The organism is Nostoc sp. DSM 114161 (assembly GCF_052692665.1).
In genome coordinates this window covers 706,740-722,285 of sequence record NZ_CP195141.1, presented here as the reverse complement: position 1 = coordinate 722,285, position 15,546 = coordinate 706,740, and the positions used below count along the sequence as shown (strand labels likewise).

The following is a 15,546-nucleotide window of genomic DNA, read 5'->3' as shown; positions in this document are numbered from 1 at the left end:
GTGACTCTGATTTTTTGAGCGCAAGTTGATAATGTCTCAAAATCGAAGCATTTGGTACTGGGAATTAGGTATAGTGAGTACTCTAGCAATTGCTGGAGTACTCACTTACTGTGAGAGTTTTGCTTTAGCCCAAATTCAACAGGATGACACCCTTGGAGTTGAAAATTCAATCGTTACACCAAAGTTAATTGATGGTCAGTCCATAGACCAGATTGATGGCGGAGCAATTCGTGGGAAAAACTTGTTCCACAGCTTTGACAAGTTTTCTGTCTCTGGAGGAACTACAGCGTATTTTAACAATCCAATAGATACTCACACCATTATCAGCCGAGTCACTGGCAATTCCATTTCTAATATCGATGGTATTATCAAAACGAATGGTACCGCCAGCTTATTTTTGATTAATCCCAACGGCATTATTTTTGGTAAAAATGCTTCTTTAAACATTGGTGGTTCATTTGTAGCGAGTACGGCAAGTAGTTTAAATTTTTTTGATGGTACAAAATTTAGTGCGACAGTTCCTCAATCTGCACCATTGCTGACAGTAACCGCTCCCATTGGCTTAGAATTTGGAGCGACTGCGGCTCCCATTCGCAATCAATCCCAAGCAAGTCCAAAAGGTGCAACTAACAGCATTGGGCAAGGTGTTGGTCTACAGGTGCAGCCAGGCAAAATGTTAGCACTAATCGGCGGTGACATAACACTAGAGGGTGGAAATTTAACTGCAAAGGCAGGAAGAATTGAATTAGGAAGCGTTACTCCTAATAGTTTGGTCAGCGTCAGTTCGATAAATCAAGCTTGGACATTCAGATACGAAGGCGTTAAAAATTTTCAAAATATCGAATTCATCAAATTAGATAAAGCTTTCTCTACAGTAGATACCAGTGGTCAAAGTGGGGGTAATATCCACCTCCAAGGCAAACGCGTGCTGATAAATGACGGTTCGCACATCTTTACTTTTACTTTCGGAATGCAACCGGGAGGAAATTTGGAAGTGAACGCTTCGGAGTCTGTGGAACTTGGAGAAAACGCGTTCTTGGCTACTGGAACTTCCAACGCCGGAAACTCTGGAAGTATAAAAATCACTACTAATAAGTTCATTGCTAAAGATGGAGCGCAAGTAACAATTTACAGTGTTGGCTCAGGACTACCGGGGGAATTGACTATAAACGCGTCAGATTCAGTAGAACTAATCGGCGGCTTCTCTGTTCCTCTGTTGCGAGATGGTAGCGATATAGTATCCACCGGCTTATTTAGTGAAACTTATGGTAGACAAAATGCTGGCAACATAACAATCAACACTGGAAAGTTGCGTATTCAGGGAGGAGCAAGAATATCAACAAGTTCTGAGGGTATTTATTTCTTTCGTCTCAACCAATTTATACCAGTTACAGGAAACGGAGGAAAGTTGACGGTGAACGCCTCTGAGTCTATTGAACTAATAGGAACTTCACCAAATGGTTCTAGGGTTAGCGGCTTGTTTTCTAGGACTGAAGGGCCTGGAAATGGAGGAAACTTAACGGTAAGAACAGGGCAATTGATTATCAAAGATGGAGCTGCAATAACCGTCAACAGCCAAGCTCGAAAGAATGTAATTTATGTGGCAGGAGATCCAAAAAATTTAGGGAAAGCAGGCGATTTAGATATAACTGCTAACTCTATTGTGTTGGACAATAAAGGAAAACTCACGTCTAATAGTGAATCAGGTAAAGGCGGAAATATTAGCTTACAGGTGCAGGACTTATTATTGATGCGCGGTAACAGTCAAATATCGACTAACGCCGGGGGTGATAAAACTGGTGGTAACATCACCATCAATGCACCTAATGGCTTTGTTGTCGCTCCGCTTTTTGGAAATAGCGATATCACCGCCAATGCCTTCTCTGGGTCTGGTGGTAAGATTGCGATCGCCACTAAAAACATCTTTGGATTTCTTCCCCGTACCCGTGCAGATGTAGAAAAGTTAGATGCACAAGAAATAAACCCAAATAACCTACAAACAAGTGACATCACGGCATTTTCTCAACAAAATCCTTCATTAGGTGGCACAGTACAAATCAATTCTCCAGATGTAGACCCCAGTAAAGGATTAGTGGAACTACCGAGAAATTTAGTAGACGCTTCCCAGGAAATTGCTGCTGGTTGTGGTTCTGGTGGGACAGCAGCCAGGAGTTCATTTACTAACACTGGACGCGGGGGAACATCAGCCGATCCGACACAGCCGTTGATAGCTGATGCAGTGCTAGCAGATTGGATAACACTAAATCCAGAAACTGAAAATCGCGCTGAGGGAATTGAGAATAAAAATATTCAAGTGCAGCGCAATATAGAAGAATCACGAAAAGTGGATTCTGTCAACGAACCTAGTGAAATTGTCGAAGCTCAAGGATGGATATTCGATGCCAATGGTAACGTAGTTTTGGTTGCTGAAGTACCTGCTGGGATGCCTCATACTTCGATGCTCGCGGCTGCATCTTGTCCTGCTAATTAAAAATTCACTTTGTTGACTAACGTTGATTAATTGTGTGCAGAAGTGAAAGTTTATAAACTCTGATAAAAAATAAAAAATTGATTAGAAATTTAGATGTAAGCTGCTTGTAATCGCTTTGAAACAAGCGATCGCTTGTTGGTTATGAGGTTGAGAGGAGCGATCGCTCTTTGTACTCAAACTCATGTGTGGATGGGATGCTTGTTCTCTCATCTCCAACACCGACACAACAAACATAGGCGTACACCTTATTTTGTCTACTCTTTTACTCAGCGAGAGATTAGAGGAGGTATCAATTACTCTTGTTGCATCAACAACAGTTACCAACTAGATTCATGAATGCTTTAAGGAAATCCAATAAAAATATATGAAGTTCTGTTAAAGAATGCGTAATTATTACTAGTCAAGCTGAAGTCATAATTATGAAGGTTCGCAAGAGCTTTAGAAAGTTAAGGCGATCGTGCCACCCTAGACTCTGTATCTTCAATTTCTTCCTTACGAAACTGTACTAATCAAAATCACGTTAATTTAGTACATCACAATATAAGTTAACACCTCTACCAATCTGCAAGGAGAGCGAAAATTATGAATTTCCAAAACACACAGCAGTTAACAGATGATATTCAAAACGAATCAAGTGAAAGCCTGAATAACTCGGAAATTATCGATTCTCAACCATTACAGCAGTTAACAGATGATATTCAAAACGAATCAAGTGAGAGCTTGAACAACGTTGAGTCCAGTGTTGTACGCCAAAATGATGCTATATCAGAAGAAAATGCCTTAAACGTGCAGCTTAAACTTAAATTAAAAGAAGTTTGCTGGATGCAGAATGGCCAGGAAGTATGTAAACCTTAATAACGTAGTTTCAAGTGGAACAGCTTATCGCAGTTTCCGTCCTGCTGAGGTACCTTTGAAAAGGTACTAACCTTGGAAAAAACATTTTGGTGTACCTCAGTTTCTTAAGAAACGTCATACCATCATATTAATTATATTTTAGTTAATTTTGGAACAAATTTTAAGAGCTAAATCCATAAAATGTTGACTGATTATAAACAAATTTTAATAGCTATAATTTCATTTTGATTTGTGTTACTGCCTTTTTATAGTTTTCAACTATTATCGTTAGTAAACGACAGTATTTCACTATCTAAATTAAACTAAAAAAAACTTTTTGGGGTGCAAATCCTGTGATTTATCAAAGTCGAAGCAGCCAGTATTGGAAGTTTACCCTAGTGAGTGCTTTAGCAATTATTGGAACATTCAACTTCTCGAAAAATTGTGCATTTGCCCAGATTCTAGAAGATAACACTCTAGGATCTAAAAGTTCAGTTGTTACACCTCAGCTAATCAATGGGCAGCCTACTGTCAAAATTGATGGTGGAGTAATTAGTGGTAGTAACTTGTTCCACAGTTTTGAACAATTTTCTGTAGAAGAAGGAACCACAGCCTACTTTAATAATGCGACAGCTATTCAAAACATTATCACTAGGGTAACAGGTAAGTCTGCTTCTACTATTGATGGCATTCTTAAGGCTAACGATGGAGCCAACCTGTTTCTGATTAATCCGAATGGGATTATTTTTGGTCGCAATGCTTCATTAAACATCGGCGGTTCATTTGTAGCAAGTACGGCAGCTAGTTTGAACTTTGCTGATGGTACTAAATTTAGCGCCACAGATCCCCAAGTACCCCTGCTGAGAGTAAGTGTTCCCATTGGTTTACAATTCGGGCCAACTGCTAATTTCATCCTTAATCAATCCCAAGCACCCAGTTCAGATGGGAAAACAACCAATATCTTAAAGAATCCTGTTGGCTTACAAGTACCGTCAGGTAAAACCTTAGCACTTGTGGGCGGTGATATAACGCTAGACGGCGGAAATTTAACAGCAAACTCAGGCCGAATTGAACTAGGAAGCCTTACTGCCAATAGTTTAGTCAGCTTGAAGTTAACAAACGAAGTCTTGAGTTTGGGATATGCAGATGTCCAAAATTTTCAGAATATTCGAGTAATCAAGCGAACTGACGGTTCTGGAATTGCATCTCAAGTAGATGCTAGTGGTGAGAGTGGCGGTAATATTGAGGTACGAGGCAACTATGTAGAAATAATTGGGGGGAACGTTTTACTGACTACTCAATCTAGTGGCAGTCAAATCATCGCTAATAAAAATGTCGGTGACCTAACAATTAGCTCCAGGAAATTAATCGTTAGAGATGGCGCACAAGTATCTACTGCTACAAATAGTACACGTGATGGTGGAAAGCTCAGTGTAAGAGCATCTGAATCGGTGGAGGTGACTGGTAGGTTTGTCAATCCAAATAATAATTTGAGGATACCTAGTGCATTATTGAGTTCAACAAGCGGTGCTGGAAAAGCAGGTGACATAGAGATCACCACTGGACGATTGCTTATCCAAGATGGGGGACGAATAAGAACAAACTCCACTGCATCATCTGATGGAAACTCACCACCCATAGCAGGTACAGGGAATGGAGGAAATTTAATAGTCAAAGCCTCCGATTCTGTAGAACTAATTGGAAGCTCAAGAGGTTTAGCTACTGGGTTGTTTGCTTTGACAGATACTTCCGGAGATGCTGGTAAAATAAGTATTGATACAGGAAAATTGATTGTCCGAGGCGGAGCTACAATAAGTGTAAGCAGTCAACTTGTAGACTTTTTCATCTATCCAGAAGATGTGCGTAATTCAGGAAAAGCAGGCGATATAAATATAACAGCTCGCTCCATCCTACTCGACCAAGGAACACTCACATCTAATAGTCAGTCGGGTAAAGGCGGGAATATGGCGCTACAGGTGCGGGATTTATTATTGATGCGCCGCAACAGCCAAATTTCCACTAATGCTGGCAGTGATGGAGATGGGGGTAATATCACCATCAAAGCACCAAATGGCTTCATTATCGCGCCTATTTTTGGAAATAGCGATATCACCGCCAACGCTAACCTTGGCTCTGGTGGCAAAATCACAATCACCACTAAAAACATCTTTGGATTTGTGAGGCGCACTGGTGAAGAGGTAGCGAGGCTCGATCCAACAGGCGAAAAAGACCCGAATAATCTGCGAACAAATGACATCACGGCATTTTCTCGGCAAAACTCTTCATTAGATGGCACAGTACAAATAAACTCACCAGATGTTGACCCCAGTAAGGGATTAGTGGAACTACCTGTAAATCTAGTCGATCCTTCTCAGCAAATTGCTGCTGGTTGTGGTTCTGGTGCAAAAACGGCCAGGAGTTCATTTAATAACATTGGACGTGGAGGAACAACACCCGATCCCACACAGCCTTTGATGGCTGATGCAGTCCTAGCAGATTGGATAACACTGAATCCAGAAAGTGAGAATCGCGCTAACGGGATGAACAATAGAGTAGTTGTTGAAAAGCAACAGAATACCAAATCACAGAAAGTGAATTCTGTCAACGAACCTAGTGAAATTGTCGAAGCCCAAGGATGGGTAACGGATGCTAATGGTAACGTGGTTCTGGTTGCTCAATTACCAACTGCAACGCCTCAAAGTTCATCACTTACAGCTGCATCTTGCGCTGCTAACTAGAAATTCAGATATAACGTTTTCACATATATCGGCAGTAGGGGCGCACAGCTGTGCGCCCCTACAATCTAATGCCCCATTCCTAATTCGTCTCCTGAATCTGCAAACGTACTGTGTGTTCTGTCGTACCACTCAGTTGCAATTCCATGATTTCACCACCCAGAGGTTCTAAGCAACTGAGGAGCGATCGCAAGTTGGGCGTACTTGCGCCAGTATCTACATACAATCTATCTGCCAAATTGCCGATACGTTTCCAAGTCATATATAGTTTGGCGATGGTTTGTTCGATTTGAGATGCTTGATTAACTAGATCGGCAGCAATACTCAAACAGCCTACTCTTTGCGCTTCTTCTAAAGCTGTTTCAATATCAATATTTTCCTGCGTTAGGGCCTGGACTTGAGCTGCCCCTTTGAGGTATTTTGCTAAATTACGCGCTTCTGTAGTTACCTGTTTTAAGGTATCTACATCAGGATTGGCAGCTATTTCCTTTTGGATAAACTTTTGGTGCGATTCTGGCAGTTTTTCCATTTCCTTTACCAGAGGGGCAATGTAGCGCGGCGGCAGGGTGTTATCTGCGGCTTTTGCTCTGACTGGTTCGGGTAGTAATTCTGAGGACATAGCTGTCCATTCATCGGTGAGTTGTCGCACTTCTCGCCTAGTGATGCGATCGCCTTTTTGGGCGGCTTCACTCACCATGTGTTGTACTTCAGGCACGGCTTTGGAGGTTTCGACAAATGCCCGTTTGCTAAAGTTATTCACTGCGCTGGGGTCTAGTTTGCCTTCTTCTAAAAGGGTATCAGCACTATTAGCCAGTTGAATCCAGGCATAAGCTTGACTTTTGCTGATTTCCCGCTCTTTTAGCCATCTGAGAAAACCCGTACCCCGTCCGTCGCCACCAATTTTTTCTCGATCGCGGATGGCGCGTAAAATTCGCCCCCGCCAGATTTCAGTTTGCAGATCGAAGCGATCGCATACCTGCCAAGCTATTTCGAGCTGCTGTTGAAAATCTGAATCTAGAATCTGTTCATCTTCTGGATCGGGTAGTTCAAAGGTGAGATCTGCTGGCTGTTGCAAAGCCGCAGCAAGGTCGTTGATGGAGTCGGTATCTTGCACGATTGATGGCTAACGAGTAGTTTATGCGACCGGCTTATTATGCCACAATTCTGTGAATTCTAACTTAAGGGACAAGACGGTATTTTCAATTACAACAAACATAGATAGAGGGGTAAACCACCTCAGTGGTGTTTTTAATTATTCCAAGACAATAAAAATAAAAACAATGAACCAGGTAGACTACCTCCGGATTAGTTTAATCGATCGCTGCAACTTCCGTTGCCAATACTGTATGCCAGAGGGAGTAGAGCTGGACTATATTCTCAAGCAACAGCTGTTGAGTGATGAAGAACTGCTCGTTCTGCTGCAAGAGGTATTTATTCCTCTTGGTTTTAGCCGCTTTCGTTTGACTGGGGGCGAACCGTTACTACGTCCCCGTGTAGTAGATTTAGTAGGTGCGATCGCCTCTTTTCCCCAAACTCAAGATTTGTCAATGACCACCAACGGGTTTTTGCTTGCCTCGATGGCACAAGACCTCTACGATGCAGGTTTGCGACGCATTAATATTAGTCTCGATTCTCTCGACGCCGACACTTTTGACCAAATTATCGGTAATCGCGGTCGTTCTCGTTGGCAACAAGTTTGGGATGGTATTCAAGTTGCCTATGAAGTTGGATTTGACCCACTGAAGCTGAATGTGGTAGTCATTCCTGGCGTTAACGATAGCGAAGTTTTAGATTTAGCTGCCCTGACAATAAATAGACAGTGGCATGTGAGATTTATTGAATTTATGCCCATTGGCAATTTGAATTTATTTGGCGATCGCGGTTGGGTATCCTCAGCCGATTTACGCCAACGCATCTGGGAACGTTGGGGCTTGACAGAATCCCAAGTTCGTGGCGCTGGCCCTGCTGATGTGTTTAAAATTCCTGGAGCAAAGGGAACCCTTGGATTTATTAGTCAGATGTCAGAATGTTTTTGCGATCGTTGCAACCGGATGCGCTTGAGTGCTGATGGTTGGCTGCGTCCGTGTTTATTGAATGAAACTGGTCAACTCGACCTGAAAACTGCCCTCCGTTCTGGTACTAGTACTGCTCAACTAAAAGAGCAGGTGAGGCGTTTACTAGCAATCAAGCCAGAAATCAACTTTAAGGGACGCGACTCTGGTATCAAAGGTGCATACAGCCGCACCATGTCGCAAATTGGCGGATAGTCATTGGTCATTTGTCATTTGTCCTTTGCCAATAACTATGGGACTTCCAAATAAAAAAATATCCCATCGTTAGGGGAGCAGTTCTTGAGCAGTTCTCGATCTCTTGAAGCAGGGGAGGAAGAATCTAAAGAGCGTTTTTGTTCTCAAAATTGGATAATTTAATTTCTGGAATTCCCCATAATCAATGGTTATTTGTCCTCTATTACAAAGTCCAATCGTCGGAAACCTCAAATCAAACTTTGGGATTTGTCTTTACAAATGACTAAAGACAAATAACTAAGGACAAATAACTAAGGACAAATGACTATTAAGCTTGTCGTGAGTAGTATTCCACCACAAGTAGTTCGTTAACTTGTAGTGCCACCCATTCTCGCTCAATAATACCGTTGACTTTTCCAACCAACTTATTTTTGTCGAACTCCAGGTGACTGGGAAGGTTAGCCAAACCGGGATATTGCAAGTTATTTTCCACCAACTTGCGCGATTGTTCCCGGTCTCTGACAGCGATGGTTTCACCCGGACGGCATTGATAGCTAGCAATATTAACTACACGGCCGTTAACAGTAATGTGACCGTGGTTCACCAATTGACGAGCCGCTGGAATCGTTGGAGCTAGACCTAAGCGGAAAACGGTGTTATCCAAACGCATTTCTAGCAATTGCAGCAGGACTTGTCCGGTAGAACCAGTAACACGTCTGGCTTTCCGCACATAGCGTAGCAACTGCTTTTCTGTTAAACCGTAGTTGAACCGGAGCTTTTGCTTTTCTTCTAGACGGATGGCATACTCAGAGCGCTTTTTGCGGTTCTGACCATGCTGACCTGGTGGATAAGCACGTCTGGCGCTTTTACGAGTTAATCCAGGCAGGTCGCCCAAGCGACGTATAATTCTGAGGCGTGGCCCTCTGTATCGGGACATGAGTTTCCTTAATCTAATCCTGTTTAAACTTTACCCAAACATCTATTTTGACACTCCACTGATTAAAAATCAGGAGATTCTTGGTTCTACGAAGCTGCTTGCGTTGGTTTGACGTATTTTTCCCAAGTGCAGGCATCCTCTCCCCAAGCGTGAATTCCGACGTGCCATGTCGTACTCTTGCAATTAGTTTTTTGTGTTTATTTGGTTTTGTAGGTTACTCAATCGTGAGATTGATTTACGTAGTATTGTTATTGTGAAATACTTTTTACGTTACCTACATAGAGTAGAATTCAGCAATTCCTGAGTCAGAATTCAGAATTCATAAAGCCAGAAGTCAGGAGTAAAACAAGCTTTTTGCTTGGCTACCAGACTGAGGTTGATTACTTCAGCTTCCTGGAAATCTGTTATCTTTTTCAAAGAATCATAATATTAACACAATTCCCCATATTAACACAATTTCCAGCATAATCAATCTTGTCTAGATGTTGGTCGGTTGAATGCTCAACCCAAAAGCATTCTGACTGCTCAATTGTGAATTATGAATTCAAAGTTATGACTCCTGAATCCTGAATTATGCCTGATTCCTGAGGATTTTTCAGATATTTGAGTTAGCATTACTTTGGGTGTTTGGAGAATGGCAATGTTAAAGAGCAAAAAAGCGGTTAGCAAAGGTCAGAACAAACAAGGCAGTTCTACCTTTGGGATTGTAACAGTACCAGTTTTGGCAATAACTGGATTGTTGACAGCGATTTTACCTGATATGGCGATCGCTGCCTCCTACAGGAATGATTACAGTGTTTGTGCAGAGGGTCTTTTGAAGGCCGGTATTACGCCAGAAGCAGCATCACAAGGGTGCGCCAATGCACTACGTCCCAGGGATTTTGGCGCTTGCGTCGTTAAAATTGACAAGCAAACTGAAATTACAGCCGCAGATGCCCTTTCTTACTGTGGGAGAGCTAGGCGTCCTGAGGAGTTAGCTACCTGCGTAGTCGGCGTCAGCTCGATAACCAAGGAAGCAATTAATCCCGCAGCCTTAAATTACTGTGGTCGCAGTTTGTTACCAGTGCGCTTTGGTCAGTGTGTAGTTGGCTTACTTAGTAAAATCGAGCTTCTTCCTAACCAGGCGTTGGACACTTGCATCGATGGCAGTGACAGCAGTGTTATCGGGGTTTCTTCATCTACACCACCGACTTTATTACCTACTAATTCAAGCCCTAGTTTGGAAACTACGCCAGTCCCAACACAACAACAGCTTATTCCAACTCAGCCTGGCACTAATTAAATCAGGTGCTTTGCAATTGCTGAAAATACAGATTTATAGAGTTGGCTAATAGCCAGTTCTATTCACGGACTACCAAAAAATAAATCATCAGATCTGAATTTATAAGGTTGGGTTTCGCTGTTGCAAAACCCAACCTTGTATCTTAGAGCGCTTCAACCTGAGAGGCTAATTTACCAATGCTTACTGCATAGCTGCCGTTAGGCAATCACAGTAATATTTGCATTAGTAAGCATTGCCTGATTCGAGAACTGAGCGATTTGAACTTGTGCTGTGCCACCGAGTCCATCTTTATCAAAGAATAAGTTACCCGTAGATTGATTGTAGATGAAGCGATCGCCTGCCGCTGTGGCAACAGTACCAAGTCGGAATATGCTCGAATCCAATGTAGTATTTACAGATTGGCTCAGTCCAAACTCCGCCTTAGAAATCAAGATAGTATCATCTCCAACAATAAAATCAGTAATAGTATCAAAGCCACTAGTGCGGGTATCAGCCAGGTTAAAGCTATCTCGACCACTTCCACCAGTCAGCACATCTTTACCAATTCCACCAGCCAGTACATCGTCACCTGCACCGCCCAACAAGGTGTCAATGCCAGAACCACCCAAGAGGATATCGTTACCATCAAGTCCATTCAAATTATTAGCACCAGCATTTCCTGTGATGGTGTTATTGAGGGTGTTGCCAGTACCATTGATTGCTGAACTTCCAGCCAGGGTCAAGTTTTCCAGGTTATCTGTCAACACCCAAGCTATAGAAGACTCAACTAAATCTGTGCCTGCATTTAAGCCTTCAACGATGGTATCGCTGATACTGTTTACAGTGTAAGTGTCATTGCCAACTCCACCATCAAGGTTATCATTACCTGTACCTCCATCCAAATCATCATCACCTGAACCGCCTAACAAGGTGTCATCCCCGGAACCACCAATCAGGCTATCACTACCATCAAGTCCACTCAAGATGTTAGCACCACCATTTCCTGTGATGATGTTATTAAAGCTGTTGCCAGTACCATTAATTACCTTGCTTCCAGTCAAGGTCAAGTTTTCCAGGTTATCTGTCAACACCCAATCTACTGAAGAGTTGACTAGATCGATACCTGCATTTAAGCCTTCAGTAATCGAATCGGTGAGGCTGTCTACGGTGTAAATGTCATCCCCTGCTCCACCATCAAGGTTGTCATTACCGACTCCACCATCTAAGATGTCATTACCTGCACCTCCATTCAAGGTGTCATTACCGATACCTCCATCCAAGTCATCGTCACCTGAACCGCCCAACAAGATGTCATTGCCGGAACCACCAATCAGGCTATCATTGCCATCTTGTCCATTCAAACTGTTAGCACCAGCATTTCCTGTGAGGATGTTGTTGAGGGTATTACCAGTACCATTGATTGCCTCAGTTCCAGTCAAGGTCAAGTTTTCCAGGTTATTTACCAAGATCCAATCTACCGAAGACTTAACTAAATCTGTACCTGCATCTAAGTCTTCATTAATGGTATCGCTGAGGTTGTCTATGATGTAAACGTCGTTGCCTATTCCACCATAAAGAGTGTCAGCTCCTGCACCTCCATCTAAGGTGTCATTACCTGCACCACCCATCAAGCTATCGTTGCCGCCATCACCGCTTAGGTCATCATTACCTGCATCACCCAACAAGCTATCATTGCCGTCATCACCGGTGAGGTTATCATTGCCATCTTCCCCTTTTAAGATGTTAGCACCAGTATTTCCTATGAGGATGTTGTTGAGGGTATTACCAGTACCATTGATTGCCTCGGTTCCAATCAAAGTCAAGTTTTCTAGATTCGCTCCCAACACCCAATTCACTGAAGAATTGACTAAATCTGTACCTGCATTTAAGCCTTCAGTAATGGTATCGCTGAGGTTGTCTACGGTGTAAATGTCGTTACCAACTCCACCATCAAGACTGTCGGCTCCTGCACCTCCATCTAAGGTGTCATTGCCTGCACCGCCCAACAAGCTATCATTGCCGTCATCACCGCTGAGGTTATCATTGCCACTTTCACCGCTTAAGATGTTAGCACCAGTATTTCCTATGAGGATGTTGTTGAGGGTATTACCAGTACCATTGATTGCCTCGGTTCCAATCAAAGTCAAGTTTTCTAGATTCGCTCCCAACACCCAATTCACTGAAGAATTGACTAAATCTGTACCTGCATTTAAGCCTTCAGTAATGGTATCGCTGAGGTTGTCTACGGTGTAAATGTCGTTACCAACTCCACCATCAAGACTGTCGGCTCCTGCACCTCCATCTAAGGTGTCATTGCCTGCACCGCCCAACAAGCTATCATTGCCGTCATCACCGCTGAGGTTATCATTACCATTTTCGCCGCTTAAGATGTTAGCACCAGTATTTCCTATGAGAATATTGTTGAGTGTATTACCAGTACCATTGATTGCCTCGTTTCCAATCAAAGTCAAGTTTTCTAGATTCGCTCCCAACACCCAATTCACTGAAGACTTGACTAAATCTGTACCTGCATTTAAGGCTTCAGTAATCGTATCGCTGAGGCTGTCTACAATATAGATATCATCGTCTTTACCACCAATGAGGGTATCATCTCCTGTACCGCCATCTAAGATATCATTGCCATCACCACCATTAAGGGTGTCATTACCACCTAGTCCTTGAAGTGTGTCATTGCCCACTAATCCAGAGATCAGATCCCGATACGGCGTACCACTCAGGTTATCTATATCAGAAGTACCATTAATTACAGTAACCACTTGACTAGGATCGGTCACTGTCAGCATAAAAACATCGTCGATAGATGCTTTTCCATCACTGGCGATAACTTTGATGTTGAGGCTACCAACGTTGTTAGTTGTGGGAGTCCCACTGAAACTGGTGCCATTGAAGGTCAACCAGCTAGGAAGTGAACCACCATTTTCCAGGGTGGCTGTGTAGGTGAGATTTCCACCATCCACATCCGTGAAGGTGTTTGCTGGTAGGGCAAAGTTGAAGGTGGTGTCTATTGTTGTTGCTTGGTCAACAATGGGGTTGGCAACAATCGGTGCATCATTCACCGGCGTAATATTAATATTGCGGGTAACAGTAGTACTATTAGCAGTGCCATCATTAACGACAAAACTGATGGTACGAGGTGTTGTAGTGGGGTTGTCACTGCTGTTGGTATAAGTAATGGAACGCAGTGCAGTTTGATAATCAGCAACGGTGGCACTGCCAGTTAAGGTTAAGATACCTGTGCTGCTGTTATAGCTCCCCGTAATTCCATTTTGGTTAGTGAAGGCGAGAATGTCTTGCCCAGAGACGAAACCACTGCTAACGCTGACAGTAGCACTGACTAAGTTGGCTGAGTCTACATCGCTGATGGTAATGCCTGAGTCGATGCCTGTAGTAGCGTTCTCGGTATATGCCAAAGCAGAGTTTGTAGCAGTAACAACGGGTGCATCATTCACCGCCGTGATATTAACATTGCGGATAGCGGCGCTACTATTAGCAGCCCCATCATTAATTAGGAAACTGATGGTACGAGGTGTTGTAGTAGGATTGTCGCTGCTGTTGGTATAAGTAATGGAACGCAGTGCAGTTTGATAGTTAGCAACGGTGGCACTGCCAGTTAAGGTTAAGACACCCGTGCTGCTGTTGTAGCTGCCGGTAATCCCATTTTGGTTGGTGAAAGCGAGGATATCTTGACCAGAGACGAAACCACTGCTAATGCTGATGGTGGCACTAACTAAGTTGGGGGAGTCTGTATCAGCGACGGCAATACCTGAATCGATCGCTATAGTGGCGTTCTCGGTGTATGCCAAAGCAGAGCTAGAACCAGAGGTAATTGTTGGGGGAGCACCACTGTTTTTGTAGTGTTCTGCATATATTCCATCACCAGACCCGTCCTGACCAGAGCTATTCCAAGCAATTAAAAAGTTCCCATTGTCATCCAGCGCGATCGTGGGGTTAAGTTGGTTATTGGTGGTGTAGGTATTGACCTTAAATTCGTTCCCTTGTGCCACACCAGAACTGTTGTAGCGTCGAGCATATATTCCATTGTCAGAGCCGTCCTGACCAAAACTTTGCCAGGAAATAATAAAGCTTCCACTTGCATCCATCGCTATCGTGGGATTACTTTGACCGCCATCGGTGTAGGTATTGACCCTAAATTCGCTCCCTTGTTTCACCCCAATACTGTTGTAGCGTTGAGCATATATCCCATTGTCAGACCCGTCTTGACCAAAGCTTTGCCAGGAAATTACGAAGTTTCCATTGGCATCCATCGCCACTGTGGGATTAATTTGCTCGTCAGTGAAGTAGGTGTTGACCTGGAATTCGCTTGATTGTGCCACTCCGGCACTGTTGTAGCGTTGGAAATATATTCCACTACCAGACCCGTCTTGACCAGAGCTTTGCCAAGAAATCACAAAGTCCCCATCTGCATCCATCGCTACTGTGGGGTTATTTTGGCTTTTGTTGGTGGTAGTGACCTTAAATTCGCCCCCTTGTGCCACTCCAGCACTGTTGTAGCGTTGGGCATATATCGCATTGATAGACGAGTTTTGATCTACGCTAGCCCAAGAAATCACGAAGTCCCCATCTGCATCCATCGCTACTGTGGGGTTATTTTCGCTGTTGGCAGTGGTGGTATTAACTCTAAATTCGCCGCCTTGTGCTACTCCGGCACTGTTGTAGCGTTGAGCATATATTCCCTCATAAGACCCGTCCTGACCATAGCTAGCCCAGGAAATCACAAAGTCCCCATCTGCATCCATCGCTACTGTGGGGTTAGTTTGGCTGTTGGCAGTGGTGGTATTAACTTTAAATTCGCCCCCTTGTGCCACTCCAGCACTGTTGTAGCGTTGGGCATATATGCCAGTACCAGACCCGTCTTGACCTTCGCTAGTCCAGACAATCACAAAATCTCCAGTGTTATCCATCGCCACTGTGGAGTTGGATTGATTATTGTTGATGTAAGTATTAACTTTGAATTCTGTCATGGAAAAACCTCTTTTAAAAACTAAAAATTTGATTTCAAC

General features: G+C 43.3%; 9 protein-coding genes. 5 read left to right on the top strand and 4 right to left on the bottom strand.

What is annotated here, in order from left to right; genetic code table 11:
• The first annotated feature begins 31 nt into the window (after positions 1 to 31).
• Positions 32 to 2,491: a two-partner secretion domain-containing protein gene (locus tag NSTC745_RS03170; RefSeq protein ID WP_445635853.1), complete on the top strand. Its 2,460-nt coding sequence runs from the start codon at positions 32 to 34 to the stop codon at positions 2,489 to 2,491.
• Positions 2,492 to 2,572: 81 nt separating this feature from the next.
• On the opposite strand, the gene NSTC745_RS03165 is transcribed toward NSTC745_RS03170, so the two are convergent.
• Positions 2,573 to 2,725: a hypothetical protein gene (locus NSTC745_RS03165; RefSeq protein ID WP_445635852.1), complete on the bottom strand. Its 153-nt coding sequence runs from the start codon at positions 2,723 to 2,725 to the stop codon at positions 2,573 to 2,575.
• Between the two features lie 348 nt (positions 2,726 to 3,073).
• Between NSTC745_RS03165 and NSTC745_RS03160 the strand changes: the two genes are divergently transcribed.
• Entirely contained in the window at positions 3,074 to 3,346 is a 273-nt protein-coding gene (locus NSTC745_RS03160) for a hypothetical protein (RefSeq protein ID WP_445635851.1), read from the top strand.
• A 332-nt stretch (positions 3,347 to 3,678) separates the two neighbouring features.
• The gene (locus tag NSTC745_RS03155; RefSeq protein WP_445635850.1) at positions 3,679 to 6,063 is read left to right on the top strand and encodes a filamentous hemagglutinin N-terminal domain-containing protein; all 2,385 of its coding nucleotides are present in this window, start codon (positions 3,679 to 3,681) and stop codon (positions 6,061 to 6,063) included.
• A gap of 79 nt (positions 6,064 to 6,142) precedes the next feature.
• Here NSTC745_RS03155 and NSTC745_RS03150 read toward each other — a convergent pair whose 3' ends face one another.
• On the bottom strand, positions 6,143 to 7,174 hold the full coding sequence (locus tag NSTC745_RS03150; protein ID WP_445635849.1) for a hypothetical protein: 1,032 nt from the start codon (positions 7,172 to 7,174) through the stop codon (positions 6,143 to 6,145).
• A gap of 166 nt (positions 7,175 to 7,340) precedes the next feature.
• Here NSTC745_RS03150 and moaA point away from each other — a divergent pair, with 166 nt between their 5' ends.
• Complete coding sequence (moaA, locus tag NSTC745_RS03145; protein ID WP_445635848.1) at positions 7,341 to 8,327, top strand: GTP 3',8-cyclase MoaA; 987 nt, start codon at positions 7,341 to 7,343, stop codon at positions 8,325 to 8,327.
• 307 nt (positions 8,328 to 8,634) lie between these two features.
• On the opposite strand, the gene rpsD is transcribed toward moaA, so the two are convergent.
• Positions 8,635 to 9,243, bottom strand: coding sequence for a 30S ribosomal protein S4 (rpsD, locus tag NSTC745_RS03140; protein ID WP_445635847.1), 609 nt, complete (start codon positions 9,241 to 9,243; stop codon positions 8,635 to 8,637).
• 640 nt (positions 9,244 to 9,883) lie between these two features.
• Between rpsD and NSTC745_RS03135 the strand changes: the two genes are divergently transcribed.
• Entirely contained in the window at positions 9,884 to 10,525 is a 642-nt protein-coding gene (locus NSTC745_RS03135; RefSeq protein WP_445635846.1) for a hypothetical protein, read from the top strand.
• 197 nt (positions 10,526 to 10,722) lie between these two features.
• On the opposite strand, the gene NSTC745_RS03130 is transcribed toward NSTC745_RS03135, so the two are convergent.
• Complete coding sequence (locus NSTC745_RS03130; protein ID WP_445635845.1) at positions 10,723 to 15,507, bottom strand: beta strand repeat-containing protein; 4,785 nt, start codon at positions 15,505 to 15,507, stop codon at positions 10,723 to 10,725.
• Positions 15,508 to 15,546: the final 39 nt, after the last annotated feature.

What these genes read in the sequence shown, in the direction of transcription:
- NSTC745_RS03165 (WP_445635852.1), bottom strand. Translation starts at nt 2,725, where the DNA reads ATGTTTGTTGTGTCGGTGTTGGAGATGAGAGAACAAGCATCCCATCCA.
- moaA (WP_445635848.1), top strand. Translation starts at nt 7,341, where the DNA reads ATGAACCAGGTAGACTACCTCCGGATTAGTTTAATCGATCGCTGCAAC.
- NSTC745_RS03170 (WP_445635853.1), top strand. Translation starts at nt 32, where the DNA reads ATGTCTCAAAATCGAAGCATTTGGTACTGGGAATTAGGTATAGTGAGT.
- NSTC745_RS03160 (WP_445635851.1), top strand. Translation starts at nt 3,074, where the DNA reads ATGAATTTCCAAAACACACAGCAGTTAACAGATGATATTCAAAACGAA.
- NSTC745_RS03135 (WP_445635846.1), top strand. Translation starts at nt 9,884, where the DNA reads ATGTTAAAGAGCAAAAAAGCGGTTAGCAAAGGTCAGAACAAACAAGGC.
- rpsD (WP_445635847.1), bottom strand. Translation starts at nt 9,243, where the DNA reads ATGTCCCGATACAGAGGGCCACGCCTCAGAATTATACGTCGCTTGGGC.
- NSTC745_RS03130 (WP_445635845.1), bottom strand. Translation starts at nt 15,507, where the DNA reads ATGACAGAATTCAAAGTTAATACTTACATCAACAATAATCAATCCAAC.